We start from the raw sequence: 21,737 nt of genomic DNA on the forward strand, positions 1-21,737 counted from the left end.
CTACGCTGCACACCTACTGAACACCTGCTCCACCCCCCTCCTATCCCCCAAGGGATATATACACCGTAAAACCCCGATTGCTAGTTTGGCCCCCGACGCACTGATTCATCACTGCAAGGGAGCCCGCCTCGTGAACAACACCGCGCCAAGCGATATCGAATTCTGCAATGTGGTCAAACGCTATGGCGAGGTGCAGGCCGTCAGCGGTCTGGATTTCGCGGTGCGGCGTGGCTCGTTTCATTCCTTTCTCGGCGGCTCGGGCTGTGGCAAGACCACCACCCTGCGCATGATCGCCGGCTTCGAGCAGCCCACCAGCGGCGAGGTTCGTCTGGCCGGCAAAAGCGTGGCCGGTGTGCCGGCGTTCGAGCGGCCGGTGAACATGGTGTTCCAGCATTACGCGTTGTTCCCGCATTTGACCGTGGCGCAGAACATTGCCTACGGCCTGCGTTATCGCAATCCACGCCCGGACAAAAAACAGCAATTGCGCATGGCCGATGAGGCGCTGGAGATGGTGCGCCTGAGCGGCTTTGGCCAGCGCAAGCCGAGTGAGTTGTCAGGCGGCCAGCAACAGCGCGTCGCCCTCGCCCGCGCCTTGGTCAACAAGCCGACGGTGTTGCTGCTCGACGAGCCACTGGCCGCGCTGGACCGCAAGCTGCGCAAGGAGATGCAGTCGGAACTGCTGCGTTTGCAGCGCGAGGTCGGCATCACTTTCGTGCTGGTCACCCACGACCAGGAAGAAGCCTTGTCGATGAGCGACAGCATCAGCGTGATGCACAACGGTTCGATCATCCAGACCGCCACCCCGGAACAACTCTACGAAGCGCCGGCCAGTCGCTACGTCGCTGACTTCATCGGCGAGTCCAACCTGTTCGACGGCACCGTGCGCCAGCTCAACGGCAATTCGGTGGTGCTGCGCACCGAGCAAGGGCTGGAACTGACCAGCCCGCTCACCCCCACCGGCAAGGGCCTGAGCGCCAACGCCGCCGGTTGCATCGCGGTGCGTCCGGAGTTGATCAGCATCGCCAGCGCCAACGCCGAGATGAACCGCGAGGTGAAGCTGCAAGGCTGCGTCGAGGACCGCATTTACCTGGGCAATTCCACCGAATACCGCGTGCGCACCCAGGCCTTCGGCGTGGTCTGCGTGCGGGTGCCGCGCCAGCAGGACCACGGCGCCAATGCATTCGAACACGGCGCGCCAGTGCGCGTCGGCTGGGATCACGCCAATGGGTTGGCCATGGCGTTGTAAATCATCGATTCGTTTCATCAACCGGATGTGGAGCGTGCTATGGACCAGAAGACTTTTATAAAAACCCTGCGCAGCTGGCAGAACGGCTCGATCAGCCGCCGCGAGTTTCTTGGCCGCACCGGCCTTGGAATCGCCGCCGCCGTGGTCGCGACCAACATGCCCGGCCTGCTGACCACCAGCGCCGAGGCTGCCGAGCAGACCAAGCTGGGTGATCGCCTGTCGCTGGCGACCTGGCCGAACTACCACAGCCAGGAAAACCTCGACACCTTCGGCAAGTCCACCGGCGCCCGGGTGTCGATGAGTGTGTTCGGCTCCAACGAAGAAATGCTCGCCAAACTGCAGGCCGGCGGCAGTGGCTGGGACGTGCTGGTGCCGACCAACTACACCATCAGCACCTACGTCGGCCTGGGGCTGATCGAGCCGCTGGACCTGTCGCGCATTCCCAACTTCGACGCCTCGGCGTTCCAGCAGAAGTTCATGGCCCAAGGCACGGTGGACGGCAAGGTCTACGCGGTGCCGAAAAACTGGGGCACCACCGGCATGCTCTACGACGCCGGCAAGCTGAAAAACGGTCCCGCCAGCTGGAAAGAATTCTGGGCCGCCGCCCAAGGCTCGGCCAGTGGCCGCACGATCGTTCACGACTATCAGTTGACCGCCATCGGCAACGCCCTGAAAAGCTTCGGCTACAGCTTCAATTCCCTGGACCCGAAAGAACTGGCCGACGCGGAAAAACTGCTGATCGAGGTCAAGCCGCACCTGTTCGCGATCAACTCCGACATCCAGCCATCGATGCGCAGCGGCGATGCCTGGCTAGCGATGTCCTGGACCGGCGACGCCTCGCAACTGCACCGCGACAACGCGCAAATGCAGTTCGAACTGGGCAAGGAAGGTGGCGAGCTGTGGAGCGACTTCTTCGCGATTCCCAAAAGCTCGGAGCACAAAGACGCCGCCTACGCCTTTATCAACTACCTGCTCGATCCGCAGCACAACAAGCTGGAAGTGCTGAGCCACGGCTACCCGAGCGGCGACAAGCGTGTCGACGCGCTGCTGCCGGTGGCGATGCTCGACGATCCGATCATGTACCCGGCCGCCGAGGCCTTGAGCCCGCTGGAGTTCGGTGCCGCCGCGACGCTGACCAGCCCGGCGCGCGCCGAACTGATGGCGCGTTTCAAGTCCGCCTGATCGCTTGACCATGGCCAATGAGGAGTCACCCATGAATGCCGCCGCCCACCCGCAAACGGTGCAGCCGGGCCATGCCCTGTCGGTCGAGGTTCGCCAACGGCGCAGCCTCGGCCGACGCATCACCCTGCTGATGCTCTTGCCTTCGACCCTGTGGTTCCTGCTGCTGTTGTTGATGCCGCTGGTGATCATCCTGGTCTTCAGTTTCGGCGAGCGCAGCGCCGTGGGCGGTTACGCCGGTGGCTTCATCCTGGCCAACTACCTGAATCTCGGGTCTCGCGGCGCAGCGTTCAGCAACACGCTGATGCTCGCGCCGCTGGGCACCCTGGTGTGCCTGGTGGCGGCTTATCCATTGGCGTACTTCCTTGCGGTCAAGGTCACGAGGAACCGTTCGCTGTTGCTGACCCTGGTGATCGTGCCGTTCTGGACCAGTTTCCTGATCCGCACCTACGCGTGGATTTTCATCCTCAGCGGCAAAGGCATTCCGGCGCTGCTGGCCAGCCTGGGGCTTGAGGATGTGCGATTGATCAACACGCCGTGGGCGGTGTTGATCGGCATCGTCTACGGCTACCTGCCGCTGATGGTGTTCCCGATCTACGTCAGCCTGGAAAAACTCGACAAGCGCCTGCTCGAAGCCTCGGCGGACCTCGGCGCCAGCGCCTTCGAAAGCTTCCGTCGGATCACCCTGCCGCTGTCCGCGCCGGGGATCATCACCGGGGTAATGCTGGTGTTCATCCTGTTGATGGGCGAGTTCCTGATCCCGGCCATTCTCGGTGGCGGCAAGGTGTTCTTTGTCGGCAATGCGCTGGTCGACCTGTTCCTGCAATCACGCAACTGGCCGTTCGGCAGTGCGCTGGCCATGACGCTGGTGGCGATGATGCTGTTGATCATAGGCGTGTACTTGAAACTGGTGGCGCGCTACGGCGGCCGCCCTGCCGACGGAGACCTGTGACATGTGGCTGCGCAGCTATTCGACCTCGCTGTACCTGTTTCTCTACGCGCCGATTGCCCTGATCGTGCTGTTCAGCTTCAACGCCGGGCGCAGTGGCCTGGCGTTCCAGTGCTGCTCGGTGCAATGGTTCGGCACCGCATTCGGCAACCCGTTCATCATGGAAGCCCTGGGCAACAGCGCACTGATCGCCTTCAGTTCGGCAGTGATTGCCACGCTGTTCGGCACCCTCGCGGTGTTCGGCTTGCAGCGCTGCGGCACCAAAGTGCGCTTGCTGTTCGACGCACTGACCTACTGCGCGATCATCGTGCCCGGCATTGTCATCGGCATCTCGACACTGATCGCCTTCATCAGCCTGTTCGACCTGATCAACCCGCTGCTGGCGAGCTGGCTGCCGACAGTGCCGAAGCTGAATATGGGCTTCTTTACGGTGATCGCCGCGCATTCGCTGTTCACCATGGCCCTGGTGATGGTGATCGTGCGCAGTCGCGTCGATTCCCTGGACAAGGCCTTGCTCGAAGCGTCGGCGGACCTGTATGCGCCACCGATGGACACCTTCTGGCGAGTGACCCTGCCGCAGATCAGTCCGGCGATCATGGCTGGGTTCCTGCTGGCCTTCACCTTCAGCTTCGACGATTTCATCATCGCGTTCTTCGTCGCCGGCTCTGAAACGACGTTGCCGATCTACATCTTTTCCTCCATCCGCCGTGGCGTGACACCAGAGATCAACGCGATTTCCACGGTGATCATCTGCGTGTCGCTGGCCCTGCTGTTCACTTCCCGCCATCTGCAAAACCGCCGCACCGGCGTCAAGGAGTCGCACCATGCGTGATCAGCTCTACATCAACGGCGAATGGGTCAGCCCGGACCTGGGCGGTTATCTGGACGTGATCGATCCGGCCACCGAACAGGTCTTCCACCGGGTGGCCGCGGGCACTGAAGAGGATGTCGACCATGCCGTGCGTGCGGCCCGTCGTGCCTTCGACAATGGCTGGGGCCAGACCAGCGGCACCGAACGTGCGCAGTGGCTGGAAGCGCTGGCCGATGAACTGGAAAGTGGCCAGCAGGCGCTAGCGGAACTGGAAGTGCGCGACAACGGCAAACCCTTGCCCGAAGCGCAGTGGGACATTGGCGATGCGATTGGTTGCTTCCGTTACTACGCCGGGTTGGCCCGCGAACTGGACTCGCAACAAGACCAGCCACTGGCCTTGCCGGACGAGCGTTTCCGCTGCCGCATCCGCCACGAGCCGATTGGCGTGGCCGGGCAGATCATTCCCTGGAACTACCCGCTGCTGATGGCCGCGTGGAAGGTCGCGCCAGCTTTAGCCGCTGGGGCCACGGTGGTATTGAAACCGTCCGAGCTGACACCGCTGACCGCCCTGGAACTGGCAGCTGCCGCCGATCGTATCGGCTTGCCCGCCGGGGTGTTGAACCTGGTCACCGGCCTCGGCGCCGACGCCGGCAGCCCGCTCACCGAGCACCCGGGGGTGGACAAACTGGCCTTCACCGGCAGCGTACCCACCGGGGCGAAAATCATGTCGGCGGCGGCGCGGGACATCAAGAACATCAGCCTGGAACTGGGGGGCAAGTCTGCCTTCATCGTGTTTGATGACGCCGATGTCGAAGCCGCTGTGGAGTGGATTCTGTTCGGGATTTTCTGGAACCAGGGCCAGGTGTGCAGCGCCACATCACGTCTGCTGGTGCAAGAAAGCATCGCCCCGCGCCTGATCGAACGTCTGGTCGAAGAAACCCGCAAGATCAGCATTGGCCCCGGCATGCAGCCCGGCGTGCTACTCGGGCCGCTGGTCAGCCAGGGCCAGTACGACAAGGTGCTCGGTTTCATCGACCAGGGCCTGGCCAGCGGCGCCCGTTTGCTCACCGGCGGACGGCGACCGGCACACCTGGCCGAGGGGTATTTCATTGAACCGGCGATCTTCGACGAGCCGGGACACAGCAGCATTTTGTGGCGCGAAGAAGTGTTCGGCCCGGTGCTGTGTATCAAGCGCTTCAAGACCGAAGAACAAGCGCTGCAAATGGCCAACGCCAGCCGCTTCGGCTTGGCTGCCGCCGTGATGAGCGCCGACTTGCAGCGCACCGCCCGGGTCGCCAACCAGCTGCGTGCAGGGATCGTCTGGGTCAACTGCTCGCAACCGACCTTCGTCGAAGCGCCCTGGGGCGGGATGAAACACAGCGGCATCGGCCGGGAACTGGGGCAATGGGGGTTGCACAATTACCTGGAGGTCAAGCAGGTGACCGAGTACGTCAGTGAGCAGCCTTGGGGGTGGTACTTGAAGTAAGCAGGTCAACTGTGGCCGGCCGGGGAATTAGCGTTCACTGAAGATCAAAATTTTGGGAGCGAGCTTGCTCGCGAAAGCGGTGGGTCAGTCGACATCTCTGTTGGATGTGCCAGCCTCTTCGCGAGCAAGTCGGATCGCCGCACCGCCGCTCCCACAGGGATTGTGGCCAGCCGTGGGATTGGTGGTCACTGAAGATCAAAATTGTGGGAGCGGGCTTGCTCGCGATAGCGCTGGGTCAGCCAATACCTCTGTTGGATGTGCCGGACTCTTCGCGGGCAAGCCCGCTCCCACAGGGATTGTGGCCTGTCGCGGGATTGGTGGTCACTGAAGATCAAAATTGTGGGAGCGAGCCTGCTCGCGAAAGCGCTGGGTCAGGCAATATCTCTGTTGGATGTGCCGGCCTCTTCGCGAGCAGGCTCGCTCCCACAGGGGTTGTGGCTGGCGTGGGATTGGTGGTCACTGAAGATCAAAATTGTGGGAGCGGGCTTGCTCGCGATAGCGGTGGGTCAGGCAATATCTCTATTGAATGTGCCGGCCTCTTCGCGAGCAGGCTCGCTCCCACAGGGATTGTGGCCGGCCGCGGGATTGGCATTCACTGACGATCAAACTGTGGGAGCAGGCTTGTGACAAGGGGTAATCAACGCGTAACTTGAATGACCTGCCCTTCAAGACACGCCGGAGTTGATCCATGCGCATCGCCTTGCTGTCCGACATGCACCTGTCCGTCAACGCGATCCCTTTTCCCGCTGTGGATGCCGATATCGTCGTGCTCGCCGGGGACATCGCCCGGCCGGCCAAGGCCATCGAGTGGGCCAGAGCCTGCCCGGTTCCACTGTTGTATGTGGCGGGCAATCACGAGTTCTATGGCAGTGACCTGGTCTCCACCTACGAGCAATTGAACAGCCTGTCGCAAGGTACGCAGATCCACGTACTGGAGCGTTCGGAGTACGTCCACGAAGGCGTGCGTTTTCTCGGCTGCACCTTATGGTCTGACTATCGCCTGCTCGACAGCCCGGAGGATCGGGCGCTGGGCATTGATCTGGCGACCCAACTGATCCGTGACTTCAGCCACATCAGGATTGCCCCCGACTTTCCGGACCTGTTCACACCAGCCATTTCCCAGTTGGTGTTTCTGCAGACAGTCGCCTGGCTGCAAGACTGCTTCACCCGCGACAGCAACACGCCCACGGTGGTGGTCTCGCATTTCGCCCCGACACGGTCGAGCATCAGCCCGACGTTTGCCGGTTCGCCGATCAACTCAAGCTTTGTTTCGGACCTCGAAGCGCGGATCAAAGACTGGCAGCCGGCACTGTGGCTGCATGGCCATACTCATGGCAGCTTCGATTATCGGGTGGGCAACACCCGGGTGGTCTGCAACCCCCGGGGCTATGCCAAGAATGGCATCAATGAAAATCCTGATTTCGATGATGCCTTCGTGATTGATCTGGATTTCTGAGGTAACGCTCGGGTCAGCAGCACCGCGTGTTGCACTTGCCCCGGCCAAAACGCGCTTCCTGACGTTCGCGGAAGAACATCTCATAACTCATGACAGGCTCGTCCGGACGGTTGCGGGCCATTTGCGCCACGTAGTTGTCGTACTCGGGAACACCCACCATCAATCGGGCACTCTGGCTGAACAATCTAGCGACCTGCTGCAGTTTGCGGAACATGGCTGATCTCTCTGTGAGTGTGGGACCTGGCCCCATGAAACCGCGCTGATGTATCTGCAATGTGTCCACTTCGGGCGCCTTTGTATGTTCAAGTATCCAGTCTCGCACCCGATGGAACGCCGGCAACCCGCTACACTTTCCTCGCTCCGCCGCGGCACCGAAGCGGCCAAGACCCCTGACTTCTGATCTGGAGGTATCCCATGAGCGACAGCAGCGAACTCACCACCTTTACCGGCTGGGCCGCCACCGCAGCGGGCGCGCCACTGGAACGCTACAGCTACGATCCCGGTCCGTTGGCCAGCGATGAGGTGGAAGTCGCCGTGGAATATTGCGGCGTCTGCCACTCCGACCAGTCGCTGATCGACAACGATTGGGGCATCAGCCGCTACCCGTTCATCCCCGGCCATGAGGTGGTCGGTCGTATCGTGCGCCTGGGCGACCAGGTTCGGGGCCTGGAAATGGGGCAACGGGTGGGCATCGGTTGGTACAAGGGCAGTTGCATGCATTGCACCTCGTGCATCGAAGGCTCGCATAACCTGTGTCGCACCGTGCAACCGACCATCATCGGCAGCAACGGCGGCTTTGCCGACCGCATTCGCGCGCACTGGGCCTGGGCCCTGCCGATCCCGGCCGGGCTCGATCCGGCGATGGCCGGGCCGTTGTTCTGTGCCGGCTCGACCGTGTTCAACCCGCTGCTGGAATTCGGCATCAAGCCCACCGACCGGGCGGGCGTGGTGGGCATCGGCGGCCTCGGTCACCTGGCGCTGCGCTTCCTCAACGCCTGGGGCTGCGAAGTCACGGCGTTCACCTCATCGCTGAGCAAGCAGGACGAAGCCAAGCGCCTGGGCGCGCACAAGGTGGTCGCCTCGACCGATACCGATGCGCTCAATGCCATTGCCGGCACCCTGGACTTTCTCCTGGTCACCGCCAACGCCAACCTCGACTGGAGCGCCATGCTCGCCACCCTGCGCGGCAAGGGTCGCCTGCACTTTGTCGGCGTCGTGCCCGATGCCATCCCCATGCACGTGTTCGAGCTGATTCCCCAGCAAAAAACCATGTCCGCCTCACCAGTCGGCTCCCCGGCCAACACCGCGACCATGCTGGAGTTCTGCGCACGCCACCAGATTGTGCCGCAGGTGGAGATGTTTCCCATGAGCCGGATCAACGAGGCCATCGATCATTTGCGCAGTGGCAAGGCGCGCTACCGCGTGGTGCTGGACGCCAGTCAGTGACAGGCGACGAACGAAGAGAAAGGGCCGCTTGTTCAAGCGGCCCTTTTTTTGCCCTCAGGGATTGGCCACTTGCAGCGGCGGCGCTGGCATGTGCGGGTCATTCCAGGTGAACCGATAGGCTTTGCCGGCCTCTTGCGGCAGACATTTGCCGTTGTCGGCAGCCGCGCCCACGATCGACCAGTTCGCCCGGGCGTTTTCCCCCAGCTCACGGGCCGCTTCGGGATTGAAGCACTGGTTCAGCACGTCATCGGGCACCAAAGCGTAGGCCTTGGGGTGCTCGCGCAGATACAGCGCGGCCTTTTCGATGGTCGAATTGTCCATGCCGAAATGCACGATCGGTTGCCGGGCGAACAACCAGTGCCCCTCCTCCCAGTTCACCAGCACCAGATCGGCGCCCTGGGTCATGGTCGCCGCCTGGGTCATGAGCACCTGATCAACGTTGGTGCCGTCCTTGAGCGGTTCGATGAAACCACGGGCGAACCACAACGCGAACCAGGTCGCCACCAGTGCCGGGAACACCCGACGCAAAAGCGGGTGGCGTTTGAACCAGCGCTTGAGCAGCCACGGGATCAACGGCGCGGCGACCAGCACCAGCCCAGGCAGCGCCGGGTAGATGTACAACTTGCGCTTGCCCGTGCTGATGCAGAAAAACAGTACCACCAGCAGCACCCAACCGAGCAATACCAACACCCGGCCATCGCGTTTTTGTAGCTGACGGCGCCAGGCCGGCACCAGCCATGGCAGTACCAGCACCAACGGCAGCCAGTACTGCGGAATCACCTTGGTGAAGAAATACCAGAACGGTTCGCGGTGATGCCACGCGGCGGCATAGCGGCCTGCGGTCTGACGCAGGAGGATCTCCCGCACATAGGCAATTTCGTCTGCGCTGCCATTGAAGAGAATGGACAAGGCCAGGGGCAACAGCCAGATCGCAATCGCCGCGAGCATCACTGCAAACCCCAGCAACCACTTGCGCGCCTCGCCGGGCATCGCCACCACACCGGGCCAGCCTTTGCGCACCCCATAGGCGTATGGAATCAGCAACAGCGCCGGCAGAAAACCCACGCCTTTGGTGATCACGCCAATGCCCATGGCCGCACAGCCCGCGTAGAACCAGCGCCACGCAGGTCCCAGCAGCAGGTGCCGCGCAAGACCGTACAGCCCCAGGGAGGTGAACAGAATCAGAAAGCTGTCGATCTGACCGGTGCGCAGGATGCTGTAGGTCTGGTACGTCGCCAGGTACAACAACGCAGCGTTGCGCCCGGTACGCTGGGTCCACAGGCGACGGCCCAGGTCATAGACCATCGCCGTGACCGTCACCGCCGAAAACAGTCCCGGGATATAAAGCGCGATGTTGGGCTTGCCGGTCAGCCAGGTGAAGAACGCCACCGTCCACATGAAAATCGGTGGCTTGTCGCCGTAGATCTCGGCGGCGCGGTGCGGGATCAGCCAGGAACCGTTCTGCAGCATCTCCAGCGCGACACCGAGGAAGCGCTCCTCGTCCACATTCTGCGCCTGACGCAGCCCCATTCCCGCGCCGATCAGCAACAGGGCAAGCAGCATCAGGCCCAGGCACTCGACCCTGGGCGACAACGTTCTACGCATTGCTTATTCCTTTACGCTTCTGCTTTTGGCAATCAATTGCAGGTTGCGAAAATAGACGAGGGAGCCAAAGGCCTGCCCGACGATGAACACCGGGTCCTGGCGGTAAATGGCGTAGGCGAGCAACAAGGTGCTGCCGACGATGCTCAGGTACCAGAAGTTGGTCGGGATCACGCTGCGTTTCTTGTACTCGCTGTACAACCACTGCAAGACAAACCGCCCGGTAAAGGCAGCCTGCCCGGCAAAGCCGACCAGCAGCCACAGGGTTTCACGGGTCAGAATCATCCTTCGAGCTCCTGGGCCTGGGTGTTCAGGCGCGTGCGTTTGATCAGCCACCAGACACCGATCAGGTCAAGAATGCCGACCAGCGCGCGGTCGAGATTGCCGTATTTCGACACCCCGGCCGTGCGCGGCCGGTGGTTGACCGGGTGCACGATCATGCGCCCGTTATGGCGCTGGATCAGCGCCGGAATGTAGCGATGCATGTGGTCGAAGTACGGCAGGCGCAAGAACGCCGCGCGCTCGATCAGCTTCAGGCCGCAACCGGTGTCCGGGGTGGCATCCTTGAGCAGACGCCGACGCAGATTGTTGGCGAAGCGCGAGGCGTAGCGTTTGCTCGCGGTGTCGCGGCGATTGACCCGATGCCCGGCCACCAGTTGCACATCGACCTTGCCCGGTTCGCCGCGCACCAGTGCGAGCATGCCGGGAATGTCCGCCGGGTCGTTCTGGCCGTCGCCATCGAGGGTCGCCAGCCACAGCCCGCGAGCCTCCCGTGCGGCGTGGTACAGCGAGGTGCTCTGCCCCAGCGACCGCTCGTGATGCAGGATGCGCAGAGTGTTCAAGCCGTTTTGGCGAATCTGACGCAGTTCCTGCAGAGTCGCGTCGGTGCTGCCATCGTCGACCACGATGATTTCGTAAGCCTCGTCGGCCAGCGCCACGCGAATTTCCTCAAGCAATGGCTTGAGGTTGTTTGATTCGTTCTTGGCGGGAATCAGTACGGATACAAAAATGTCTTGGCTCATGAGGACTCTCTCGCCCTTTTTGATTTTTCGAGATCAGAGGCGAATGCTTCAAATCCGGTAGAACTGCCGATACCACTTCACAAATGCTCTTACGCCGGTTTCCAGGGTCACCTGCGGGCTGAAACCCACCCACTCGGCCAGTGCCGAGACATCGGCCCAGGTCTTGACCACGTCACCGGCCTGCATCGGCAGGTAGTTGCGCCGGGCCTGCAGGTCCAGGGCTGATTCCAGGCACTCGACGAAATCCAGCAACGCCACCGGCATGCCGCGACCGATATTGAAGAGCCGGTTGACCCCGGCGACAGAGCCTTCCGGCACCGGAGGCCTTGGGCGCAGTCGGGCGATCCCTTCGACAATGTCGTCGACATAGGTGAAGTCGCGGGACATCTGCCCCTGGTTGTAAATGTCGATGGGCAGGCCTTTGAGGATGGCGTCGGTGAACTTGAACAGCGCCATGTCCGGTCGGCCCCACGGGCCATAGACGGTGAAAAAGCGCAGGCCACTGGCTTTCAGGCCATACAGGTGGCAGTAACTTTCAGCCAGCAGTTCATTGGCGCGCTTGCTGGCGGCGTACAGTGAAACGGGATGTTCGACAGGGTCCTCGACACTGAACGGCAGCTTGCTGTTGGCGCCGTACACCGAGCTGCTCGAGGCGTAGATCAGATGCTCGGGGCGATGGTGCCGACAGGCTTCGAGCACATTGAGGAAACCCACCAGGTTCGATTGCCCATAGATATCCGGATTGTCCAGCGAGTAGCGCACCCCGGCCTGGGCGGCCAGGTGCACCACCTCGGTAAAAGCGTGCTCCTGAAACAGGCTGATCAGGGCCGGTTTGTCGACGATGTCCATTTTCCGGAAACGAAAACCCGGCAAAGTCTCCAGCACCTTGAGGCGTGCCTGCTTGAGTTCCACGTCGTAGTAGTCGTTGAGGTTGTCGATACCGACGACCTCCTGACCCTCGCGGCACAAGCGCTGGACCGTATGAAAGCCGATGAAACCGGCCGCACCGGTGACCAGGACGGTCATGGGAAACGCGCCGGCGACTGCGTCGCAATCGACGCGAGGTTACTGCTCCGGACCCTCGTCAACTTCATGTGTAGTCCCTGCTTATGGCGTCATTCGCGCACGGTTGCGTTATGAAGCTTATAAAACAGACACATTTCAGTTTGGATAACGCCTCGCACTACCTCGGAAAAATAAAATATCTGGCGGAAAACACCGCGGCTATCTGGCCGATCCGCCATGGGGTTTGTAAAACCGAAACAAGCCGATATCCACGGTCCAGATGTATTCCCTGGCCCAATCCGGCTTGACGGTACGATCATGGAAATACAGGGCACCCTGGGTGCGATCCGGCAGCTCCTTGTTCAGGGCCTTGCGCGCGATTTCCTTGGCCATCGCGTAAGGCACCTCTTCCTGGACCGAATCGGATTTGCCGTCACACCACCAGGAAAACTCGCAGCTCTTGGTCTCCGAACCTTGCTTGACCACTTTGCACACCGTGTCTGGAAAGCCCTCGTGACCCAGGCGATTCATGACCACATTGGCCACCGCCTCCATGTCGGCGGCGTCCTTGCCCCTGGCTTCCCAGTAAATGGACCGGGCCAGGCAGGTGATCGCATCGTCCAGCGGCGCGGCGCCCGCCGGGTCGACGGCCTGGACTTCGGACGGGGTAATCGCTTCAGCCTTGGGCGCCGGTGCGGGGCTTTTATTCTCGGCGGCTTTCTGTTCCAGCACCTCGGCCTTGTTCTCGGCCGCTTGCTGTTTTTGCGCTTGATCCGCAGCGGACACCGGGCCGGCAAGCAACGTCAAGGCGAGGCAAGTGGCGATCCAGTCGAAGCGCATGGTCGGTGTCACTCGGTGAGTGGTTCAATTGAGTCTAGTAGTGAAATGATTTCGCCCACCCCACTACACTCTGGATAAATCCGTTGTCTTGGATGGGCCAACTTCGCGCATCATGGGCGCAATCTGCTCAAGGGGGATTTTCATGGGTTTCATTTCATCCGCAATGCGTTTGGCCGGTGTGTCACTGGGCCTGGTATTCGCCGCTAACGCCGTGGCGGCCGACGAAGCGCAATTGGTCGAATCGATCAACGTTTACCGCAGCCAACTGCAGCGCTGCGCCGGCCAGGTTTCATCGGAGCTTCCGCCGCTGTCGGCCGACCCGCGCCTGGTGCTGACCGCCCCAAGCATCGGCAATCTGCAGCAGGCCATGGCCACTGCCGGTTATCCCATGAAGAATGTGCAGGCCATCAGCCTGTCCGGGCCTCGCGATGCGGCGTCGGCGATGAAAGCGATCCAGGAGAGTTTTTGCCAGATCGTTCTTGACCCGCAATTCGTCGATGTCGGCGTCAGCCGCCAGGACAATCAGTGGCGCATCGTCGTGGCGCGGCCACTGCTGAGTTCACGCCTGGGCGACTGGCAGACCGAGGGCCAGAAGCTGCTCATCGAACTCAACGCAGCACGGGCCAAGCCGCGTCAGTGCGGCACCCAGTCTTTCAATGCGACCGCGCCGCTGGCCTGGAACGCCACGCTGGCCACCGCCGCCGAAACCCACTCGCGCTCCATGGCCAACAACAACTTCTTCGACCACAAGGACCGCGACGGCCGCACCCCGGGTGACCGCGCGGAACTGGCAGGCTACAACTTCCAGCAGATCGGCGAAAACATCGCCGCCGGGCAAGACAGCGTACGCAAGGTGGTCGAAGGCTGGCTGACCAGCCCCGGTCATTGCGCCAACCTGATGAACCCTCAGTTCAACGAATTGGGCGCGGCCTATGCGAATGATCCGAAGAGCGATGCGGGGATTTACTGGACGGCGGTGTTTGGGACTCAGTGAGTGCCATAGCCCCCGAAGCGATTGCATTGGGGGCTGTTTGTGGTCAACGAGCACGTCGAAGAGCGGAGTAACTTTACAAAAAGAAAGATCCTTCTGAAGGAAATTTCTGAAATATGAAAAACCACACATGAAGTCTTGAAATTTCAAAGCTCAATAAATATACCTACCCCTTACGACACCATTTCGAATAACAATTTCGACTTCAAAGAAAGGGCCCTATGAAAAACGCAATTTCACCTACAAGAAATGAGAACTTTTCTGACTGGTATCAACAAGTGATTATACAGTCGGAAATGGCTGAGAACTCTCCAGTTCGAGGCTGCATGGTTATCCGTCCTTGGGGGTATGGCATATGGGAGCAGATTCAACGAGAACTTGATAAAAAAATCAAAGACACAGGACATTCAAACGCATATTTTCCACTTTTGATTCCGTTATCCTTTCTTCAGAAAGAAGCCGAGCATGTTGAAGGCTTTGCCAAAGAGTGCGCAGTTGTTACCCATCACCGTCTCGAAAAATCAACGGATGGAGCGCTTACTCCCGCAGAAACACTAGAAGAACCGTTGATCATCAGGCCCACCAGTGAAACGGTCATCGGTGCATCCTTTTCACGATGGGTACAAAGCTATCGGGATCTGCCTTTGCTTATCAATCAATGGGCGAACGTACTGCGCTGGGAAATGCGTCCTCGGATTTTCCTGCGCTCATCGGAGTTCCTATGGCAGGAAGGTCACACCGTTCACGCAACTCATGATGAGGCCTTGGTCGAAACGCTAAAGATGTTGGATATCTATGAGCGCTTTACTACCGAGCACCTGGCCATACCAGTAATCAAGGGCGAAAAGTGCTCTTGGGAACGTTTTCCGGGCGCCGTCAGCACCTACACCATTGAAGCGATGATGCAAGACGGCAAGGCCCTGCAAGCAGGTACTTCTCATTTTTTAGGCCAGAACTTCGCACAGAGTTCAGACATCCGCTTCGTGAACAAAGAAGGGATAAAAGAACTGGCATGGACCACGTCTTGGGGGGTATCCACGCGATTGATCGGCGCGATGATAATGGCCCATGGTGACGATGACGGGCTAGTACTCCCGCCCCTCGTGGCACCGACGCAGGTCGTTATTATCCCGATCGTGCGCAACGAACAGAATGCAGATGCCATTCATGACTACTGCAAAAAACTGCAAAAGCAGATTTGCCGGAAAAAACTGAAGGGGCAAAACCTTCGGGCCAGTGTTGATTGGCGGGACATGAACAGTGGCGAAAAAAAGTGGTACCACATCAAGCGTGGCGTCCCTGTCCGGATCGAGATTGGCATAAAGGAACTGGAGCAAAATGTGGTGTCCTACTCCTGTCGAAACAACTGCAAAAACCTTCTGAAACTTGACACTGAAGATTTCCTTAATAACATCTCGAAAACACTGACCACCCTTCAAAAATACATGTTAGAGGCGGCACAGAAGAAATTGTCCGACAACACCACAACGGTCACTACTCTGGACGAATTCAAAAAGCGCTTCAAACAGAACGCAAAACTTAACGCTTTTGTTCTCGCCCCCTTCAGCGAAGACAAAAAAGTTGAACAAGCCATCGGAGAGCTTGGAGTAACCGTTCGCTGTATTCCGCTAAAACAACCTGGAATCTCCGCAACCTGTTTATTCACCAGCCGAAAAACGAACACGTGGGCACTTTACGCAAAGTCATATTGATCCCTGATCACCTACAGCCCCGCTATTGCGGGGCTGTATTGTTTCCAGAGAAGCCAACTTTCCGCCTGCGTTGTAAAAAATCACACCGCTATCAACCAAAAGCCCAGAGCCCTGTGAGTAGACTCGGGGGTGATCGCTTTGCCTAAGAGCCCGGCTTGCCGGCGATAGCGGCCGCAAGTGCCTCATCGCAGTTCGAGCTTGCTCGCAAAAAACGTCAGAACAACGCGATCATCCAGACAGCGCGTTATCGTTGACGTCCATCGCGAGCAAGCTTCGCTCCTACAGTGAAACGAGTTCGTTTACGATCAGGCCAGCTGTAAGGCTGCCTCGCTTTGGCTTTGGCTTTGGCTTTTGATCTTCTTGCCCCATCGAGAGGCCGAGCGCAGGTTCTGCGCAGTGGGCAACCCGGCATGGATGCCGGGTTAGCCGCCGCCGGCCATGGATGGCCGATGGCGGCGGGCCCACGGAGCAGGACCGGAGTGAGGGAATGCCGAGCCTTGGCGAGGCACCGAACGTCAGGGGCAAGAGCCCTTGGTTACTTGGGGCTCTTCCAAGTGACCCGCCGTAAGGGCGGAACCGTTAGTGGCCATTACCGCAAAAATGGATGTTCACCCAATCCAATCCATACATACATACGCCTCAAAGTGAACTGGAACCCTTTAATGACTTGCCATCAGTGGCTACTCATCCCGGCCGCCTGCATCAACATCCGCAACGCCCCCGCCACCACACCCAAGGCAACCACGCTGCCCAGCCAGATCACCACCAGCCATCCCAGGCGCTTGTACCAGCGTGCGGGTGCCGTTTGATTCGTATCAATGGTAGCCATCGCCAATCCTCACTTTGCCGCGGAACACGTAGTAGCTCCAGACCGTGTACATCAGGATGATCGGCAGGATGAACAGTGCACCGATCAGGATGAACAACTGGCTGGTCGGTGGTGACGCCGCAGCCCACAGGCTGATCGACGGCGGCACGATGTTCGGCCAGATGCTGAACGCCAGGCCGATGTAACCGAGAAACACCAGCATCAGGGTGAAGGCGAACGGCCAATGGGTGTGGCGTTGGCGCAGGGTCTTGAGCAAGCCGAACATCGCCAGCAAGGCCAGCACCGCCAGGCCACCGAACACCGCCAGGTGCGCATGGGCAAACCAGCGGGTGGCGATGTCCGGATGCAGGATCGGCGTCCACACGCAGATCACGCCGATCACCGCCAACAACAGCCAGGCCAGGGGCCGGGTGAACAGGCGCATACGCGATTCGAGCATGCCTTCGGTCTTGACCAGCAGCCAGGTGCTGCCGAGCAGCGCGTAGGCGACGATCAGACCGACTCCGCAGAACAGCGGAAAGGGTGCCAGCCAGTCCAGCGAACCACCGGCGAACTGGCGGTCGACCACCGGGATGCCGGCAATGTACGCACCGATCACCACGCCCTGGGAGAAGGTCGCCAGCAGCGAACCGCCGATGAACGCCATGTCCCAGATGTGACGTTTTTCAGGGCTGGCCTTGAAACGGAACTCGAACGCCACACCGCGAAAGATCAAGCCGCACAACATCAGGATCAGCGGCAGGTACAACGCTTCCAGAATCACCGAATAGGCCAGCGGGAATACGCCATACAGCGCCGCGCCGCCCAGCACCAGCCAGGTCTCGTTGCCGTCCCAGACCGGTGCCACGGTGTTCATCATCACATCGCGTTCCTTCGCATCCGGGATCAGCGGAAACAGAATGCCCAACCCCAGGTCGAAGCCGTCCATGATCACGTACATCATCACGCCGAAGGCGATGATCACGCCCCAGATCAGCGATAAATCGATACCTTGAATACCCATGACTCAACTCCCTTCCTTCAATTGACGCGGGCGTCGGTTTCGAGGATTTCAGCGTCGGCGGACAGCGGCCGGCGCGGTGTGATGACCTGATCGGAATGCCCGTCGGCGGCATGCCCGTGATGGGGCTGCGGCCCTTTGCCGACCAGTTTCATCATGTAGCCGATGCCCACCGTGAACACCGAGAAATAGATCACCACGAACAGCGCCAGCGAGATGCTCAACTGCGCGACACTGTGATTCGACGCGGCATCGGCGGTACGCAGCAGGCCATACACCACCCACGGCTGGCGCCCGACTTCGGTAGTGATCCACCCGGCCAGCATGGCGATCAGGCCACTTGGCCCCATCCACAACATCAGGCGCAGGAACCAGCGATTGCGGTAGATGGCGCCGCTGCGACGCAGGGCCAGGCCAAGCACGCCGGCCAGCACCATCAACATGCCGAGCCCGGCCATGACGCGGAAACTCCAGAAAACCACCGTCGCATTGGGGCGGTCCTCTTTAGGGAAGCTCTTGAGCGCCGGGATCTGCTTGTCGAGGCTGTGGGTCAGGATCAGGCTGCCCAGGTACGGAATTTCGATGGCGTATCGGGTTTTCTCGGCCTGCATGTCGGGGATGCCGAACAGCACCAGCGGCGTGGCTTCGCTGCCGTTGTTTTCCCAGTGCCCTTCGATGGCCGCGATTTTCGCCGGTTGATGTTCCAGGGTGTTCAAGCCGTGGGCGTCACCGACCACTGCCTGGATCGGGCAGACGATCAAGGCCATCCACAACGCCATCGACAGCATCTTGCGCACTTGCTTGGTGTCGTTGCCGCGCAGCAGGTGCCACGCCGCCGACGAGCCGACAAAGAACGCCGTGGCCACGAACGCGGCAATCGCCATGTGCGCCAGGCGGTACGGAAACGACGGGTTGAACACGATGGCCAGCCAGTCCAGCGGCATCACCCGACCGTCGACGATCTCGAAGCCCTGGGGCGTTTGCATCCAGCTGTTGGACGCAAGAATCCAGAAGGTCGAAATCAGCGTGCCGATGGCGACCATGACCGTCGAGAAGAAGTGCAGACCGCGCCCTACCCGGTTCCAGCCGAACAGCATGACCCCGAGGAAACCGGCCTCGAGGAAGAACGCCGTGAGCACCTCATAGGTCAGCAACGGCCCGGTGATGCTGCCGGCGAAGTCGGAGAAACGGCTCCAGTTGGTGCCGAACTCGTAGGCCATGACCAGCCCCGAGACCACGCCCATGCCGAAGTTGACGGCGAAGATCTTCGACCAGAAATGGTAGAGATCGCGGTAGTTGTCGTTGTGGGTCTTCAGCCAAAGCCCTTCGAGCACCGCCAGGAAACTGGCCAGCCCGATGGTGATGGCGGGAAAGATGATATGGAACGAAACCGTGAACGCGAATTGCATGCGCGCCAGGTCCAGTGCCTCCAGGTTAAACATGTCGATATCCTCATCGCGGCTGAAAAACGGCGGCACACGTCCGGGCCACCGTCAGGCCGGGGGGCCTGCAGCCAACACAAGTCGAAAGGGTTACGCGGGCGGCATCGGGCCGCCCCCGGTGTCAGGCGGCGGAAGTCGAAATCAGGTTGCTGGCCTTCGCCTGTTCCAGCCGGATGGCGATGAACTTGGAAGTCGGGGTGAAGGTGCGGTCACCGTAACTTTCCAGTGGCACCAACGGGTTGGTCTCCGGGTAGTACGCCGCCGCCTGACCGGCCGGAATGTCGTAGGCGATCAGGGTAAAACCGCTGACCCGACGCTCGCGTTCGTCGTCCCACAGCGCCACCAGGTCGACCTTCTGCCCCGGCTCGAAACCCAGCCGGCGAATGTCCTGCTCGTTGGCGAACACCACGTCGCGCATGCCGTACACCCCACGATAACGGTCATCCAGGCCGTACAGCGTGGTGTTGTACTGATCGTGGGAGCGCATGGTCTGCAGGATCAGGTGCGGCTTGACCGCCAGGTTGCGCACGCCCTCGCTGATCAGGTGCTCCGGCAACACGCTCGGGGTGAATTGGGCTTTACCGCTGGCGGTTTTCCAGATGCGTTTTGCCGCGTCGTTGGGCATGTGGAAACCGCCCGGATGCAGCAAGCGCCGGTTGAAATCCTCGAAGCCGGGAATGGTGTCGGCAATCATGTTGCGGATGCGGCCGTAGTCGCCGATGGCCCAGTTCCAGTCGATCGGGTGCTTGCCCAGGGTCGCGGCGGCGATGCCGGCAATGATCGCAGGCTCGGAGCGCAGGTGTTTCGACTTCGGTTTCAGTTGGCCGTGGGAGATGTGGATCATGCTGAAGGTGTCTTCCACGGTGACGCCTTGCGGCCCTTCGGCCTGGATGTCGATATCGGTGCGACCCAGACACGGCAGGATCAGCGCTTCACGACCGGTGACCAGATGGCTGCGGTTGAGCTTGGTAGCGATGTGCACGGTGAGGTCGCATTTGCGCAACGCGGCGTGGGTGCGCGGCGTGTCGGGGGTGGCCTGGGCGAAGTTGCCGCCCAGGGCGATAAACACTTTCGAACGTCCCTGCTCCATCGCGCCGATCGCCATCACGGTGTTGTGGCCATGCTCACGCGGCGGCTTGAAGGAGAAGCGCTTTTCCAGGGCATTGAGCAGCTCGGTGGGTGCCAGCTCGTTGATGCCCATGGTGCGGTCGCCCTGCACGTTACTGTGACCACGCACCGGCGACAGCCCCGCGCCGGGACGGCCGACGTTGCCGCGCAGCAGCATCAGGTTGATGACTTCCTGCAGCGTCGGCACCGAGTGCGTGTGCTGGGTCAGGCCCATCGCCCAGCACATGATCACCCGCTTGGACCGGGCGTACATGCGGGCGGCGAGTTCGATGTCAGCCAAAGTCATGCCCGACTGCTGCTCGATGTGCTCCCAACTGGTGGCGTCGACTTCCCCCAGGTAGGTGCCCATTCCCGAGGTGTGTTCGGCGATGAACGCGTGGTCGAACACCGGCTCGCTGCCGTTGACCTGTGCTTCGCGCTCCCACTGCAGCAGGAACTTGACCATGCCGCGCATCACCGCCATGTCACCGCCCAGTGCCGGGCGGAAGTACGCGGTGTTGGTGGGCTCGGAGCCGTTCAGCAGCATTTCGATCGGGTGCTGTGGATGCTGGAAGCGCTCCAGTCCGCGCTCCTTGAGCGGGTTGATGCAGATCACCTGTGCGCCGCGCTTGACCGCTTCACGCAAGGGTTCGAGCATCCGCGGGTGGTTGGTGCCGGGGTTCTGGCCGATGACGAAGATCGCATCGGCATGCTCCAGGTCGTCAAACACCACGGTGCCTTTACCCACGCCGAGGCTTTCGATCATGCTCACCGCGCTGGCTTCGTGGCACATGTTGGAGCAGTCCGGGAAGTTGTTGGTGCCGTAGGCGCGGACAAACAGTTGATAGAGATAGGCGGCCTCGTTGCTGGCCCGGCCCGATGTATAAAACTCGGCTTGATCCGGCGATTCCAGAGCATTGAGGTGCCGGGCGATCGTCGCGAACGCTTCGTCCCAGGTGGTTTCAACGTAGCGGTCGGTGGCCGCGTCATAACGCATCGGGTGGGTCAGGCGGCCCTGATACTCCAGCCAGTAATCGCTCTGCTCGGCCAGCGCCGAGACGCTGTATTTGTTGAAGAAGGCCGGGTCGACCAAACGGCCCGTGGCTTCCCAGTTAACCGCCTTGGCGCCGTTCTCGCAGAACTTGACCATGCCGTTTTCCGGCGACTCGCCCCAGGCGCAACCAGGGCAGTCGAACCCGCCGTTCTGGTTGGTCTTGAGCATGGCGCGAATGTTCTTCAGCGCGTTTTCACTGCCCAGCCAGTTCTTGGTAACAGCGATCAGCGCGCCCCAACCAGCGGCGGCACCTTTATAGGGTTTGTATCGGTCGACTTGAGACATGGTACTTCTCCGTGACAATGCACACAGGCTTCGACCTGATTCAGGTCATTGTTCGATTTGACGGAGAAAGCATATGAATGGCGTTTAATTATTGTCTAATCGCTATTTATGACCACATTATCGAAACGCTCTATCACGGTTTTTATTCCTTTATTTTCAAAGACTTGAATTCCGTTAAATCGATTAAAACGACGAAATAAAGTTCATCATAGATGCGATCGATCACCCGGTTATTAATAGTGATTGGACGCCCGCTGAAGTTGCTCTTAGCCTGC

At 60.5% G+C, this 21,737-nt stretch carries 19 protein-coding genes; 9 read left to right on the top strand and 10 right to left on the bottom strand.

What is annotated here, in order from left to right:
• Positions 1 to 130: 130 nt before the first annotated feature.
• The 6 genes from AC3IT9_RS17895 (at position 131) to AC3IT9_RS17920 (ending at position 7,127) form a co-directional block, all read left to right on the top strand.
• Positions 131 to 1,246 (top strand): ABC transporter ATP-binding protein, encoded by a 1,116-nt coding sequence (locus AC3IT9_RS17895; RefSeq protein WP_489270558.1) that lies wholly within the window; start codon positions 131 to 133, stop codon positions 1,244 to 1,246.
• Positions 1,247 to 1,285: 39 nt separating this feature from the next.
• Positions 1,286 to 2,428 (top strand): ABC transporter substrate-binding protein, encoded by a 1,143-nt coding sequence (locus tag AC3IT9_RS17900; protein WP_489270560.1) that lies wholly within the window; start codon positions 1,286 to 1,288, stop codon positions 2,426 to 2,428.
• A gap of 31 nt (positions 2,429 to 2,459) precedes the next feature.
• Positions 2,460 to 3,377 carry an ABC transporter permease gene (locus tag AC3IT9_RS17905; RefSeq protein WP_489270561.1) on the top strand — a complete coding sequence of 306 codons (918 nt, stop codon included), beginning with the start codon at positions 2,460 to 2,462 and terminating at the stop codon, positions 3,375 to 3,377.
• Between the two features lies 1 nt (position 3,378).
• A complete protein-coding gene (locus AC3IT9_RS17910) occupies positions 3,379 to 4,206 on the top strand; it encodes an ABC transporter permease (protein ID WP_150754607.1) in 828 nt (275 codons plus the stop codon).
• Positions 4,199 to 5,671, top strand: coding sequence for an aldehyde dehydrogenase family protein (locus tag AC3IT9_RS17915; protein ID WP_489270563.1), 1,473 nt, complete (start codon positions 4,199 to 4,201; stop codon positions 5,669 to 5,671). The genes AC3IT9_RS17910 and AC3IT9_RS17915 overlap by 8 nt, the downstream gene beginning before the upstream one ends.
• 688 nt (positions 5,672 to 6,359) lie before the next feature.
• A complete protein-coding gene (locus tag AC3IT9_RS17920; protein WP_150724195.1) occupies positions 6,360 to 7,127 on the top strand; it encodes a metallophosphoesterase in 768 nt (255 codons plus the stop codon).
• Between the two features lie 13 nt (positions 7,128 to 7,140).
• On the opposite strand, the gene AC3IT9_RS17925 is transcribed toward AC3IT9_RS17920, so the two are convergent.
• Entirely contained in the window at positions 7,141 to 7,341 is a 201-nt protein-coding gene (locus AC3IT9_RS17925) for a YbdD/YjiX family protein (RefSeq protein ID WP_150759445.1), read from the bottom strand.
• 200 nt (positions 7,342 to 7,541) lie between these two features.
• Here AC3IT9_RS17925 and ahr point away from each other — a divergent pair, with 200 nt between their 5' ends.
• Positions 7,542 to 8,573 (top strand): NADPH-dependent aldehyde reductase Ahr, encoded by a 1,032-nt coding sequence (gene ahr / locus AC3IT9_RS17930; RefSeq protein ID WP_150759446.1) that lies wholly within the window; start codon positions 7,542 to 7,544, stop codon positions 8,571 to 8,573.
• A 54-nt stretch (positions 8,574 to 8,627) separates the two neighbouring features.
• On the opposite strand, the gene AC3IT9_RS17935 is transcribed toward ahr, so the two are convergent.
• The 5 genes from AC3IT9_RS17935 to AC3IT9_RS17955 form a co-directional block, all read right to left on the bottom strand.
• Positions 8,628 to 10,178, bottom strand: a complete 1,551-nt coding sequence (locus tag AC3IT9_RS17935) for an ArnT family glycosyltransferase (RefSeq protein ID WP_489270565.1) — start codon at positions 10,176 to 10,178, stop codon at positions 8,628 to 8,630.
• 3 nt (positions 10,179 to 10,181) lie between these two features.
• Positions 10,182 to 10,460 (bottom strand): lipid-A-disaccharide synthase N-terminal domain-containing protein, encoded by a 279-nt coding sequence (locus AC3IT9_RS17940; protein WP_150754601.1) that lies wholly within the window; start codon positions 10,458 to 10,460, stop codon positions 10,182 to 10,184.
• Positions 10,457 to 11,197, bottom strand: coding sequence for a glycosyltransferase family 2 protein (locus tag AC3IT9_RS17945; protein WP_423503787.1), 741 nt, complete (start codon positions 11,195 to 11,197; stop codon positions 10,457 to 10,459). The genes AC3IT9_RS17940 and AC3IT9_RS17945 overlap by 4 nt, the downstream gene beginning before the upstream one ends.
• A 48-nt stretch (positions 11,198 to 11,245) precedes the next feature.
• A complete protein-coding gene (locus AC3IT9_RS17950) occupies positions 11,246 to 12,223 on the bottom strand; it encodes an NAD-dependent epimerase (protein WP_489270566.1) in 978 nt (325 codons plus the stop codon).
• A 198-nt stretch (positions 12,224 to 12,421) separates the two neighbouring features.
• Positions 12,422 to 13,042, bottom strand: coding sequence for a cell wall hydrolase (locus AC3IT9_RS17955; protein ID WP_150724202.1), 621 nt, complete (start codon positions 13,040 to 13,042; stop codon positions 12,422 to 12,424).
• 142 nt (positions 13,043 to 13,184) lie between these two features.
• Here AC3IT9_RS17955 and AC3IT9_RS17960 point away from each other — a divergent pair, with 142 nt between their 5' ends.
• Both AC3IT9_RS17960 and proS read left to right on the top strand, forming a co-directional pair.
• Positions 13,185 to 14,036, top strand: a complete 852-nt coding sequence (locus AC3IT9_RS17960; protein ID WP_489270567.1) for a CAP domain-containing protein — start codon at positions 13,185 to 13,187, stop codon at positions 14,034 to 14,036.
• A gap of 218 nt (positions 14,037 to 14,254) precedes the next feature.
• On the top strand, positions 14,255 to 15,745 hold the full coding sequence (gene proS / locus AC3IT9_RS17965) for a proline--tRNA ligase (protein ID WP_489270568.1): 1,491 nt from the start codon (positions 14,255 to 14,257) through the stop codon (positions 15,743 to 15,745).
• 673 nt (positions 15,746 to 16,418) lie between these two features.
• Here proS and AC3IT9_RS17970 read toward each other — a convergent pair.
• From AC3IT9_RS17970 to AC3IT9_RS17985, 4 genes are all read right to left on the bottom strand, one after another.
• Positions 16,419 to 16,574: a DUF2474 domain-containing protein gene (locus tag AC3IT9_RS17970; protein ID WP_489270569.1), complete on the bottom strand. Its 156-nt coding sequence runs from the start codon at positions 16,572 to 16,574 to the stop codon at positions 16,419 to 16,421.
• Positions 16,561 to 17,577 (bottom strand): cytochrome d ubiquinol oxidase subunit II, encoded by a 1,017-nt coding sequence (gene cydB / locus AC3IT9_RS17975; RefSeq protein WP_489270570.1) that lies wholly within the window; start codon positions 17,575 to 17,577, stop codon positions 16,561 to 16,563. Before cydB ends, AC3IT9_RS17970 begins: the two co-directional genes overlap by 14 nt.
• 17 nt (positions 17,578 to 17,594) lie before the next feature.
• On the bottom strand, positions 17,595 to 19,016 hold the full coding sequence (locus tag AC3IT9_RS17980; protein ID WP_489270571.1) for a cytochrome ubiquinol oxidase subunit I: 1,422 nt from the start codon (positions 19,014 to 19,016) through the stop codon (positions 17,595 to 17,597).
• A 121-nt stretch (positions 19,017 to 19,137) separates the two neighbouring features.
• Positions 19,138 to 21,462, bottom strand: coding sequence for an FdhF/YdeP family oxidoreductase (locus AC3IT9_RS17985; protein WP_489270572.1), 2,325 nt, complete (start codon positions 21,460 to 21,462; stop codon positions 19,138 to 19,140).
• Between the last annotated feature and the right edge of the window lie 275 nt (positions 21,463 to 21,737).

It is taken from the genome of Pseudomonas sp. KH_046_1, assembly GCF_057839025.1.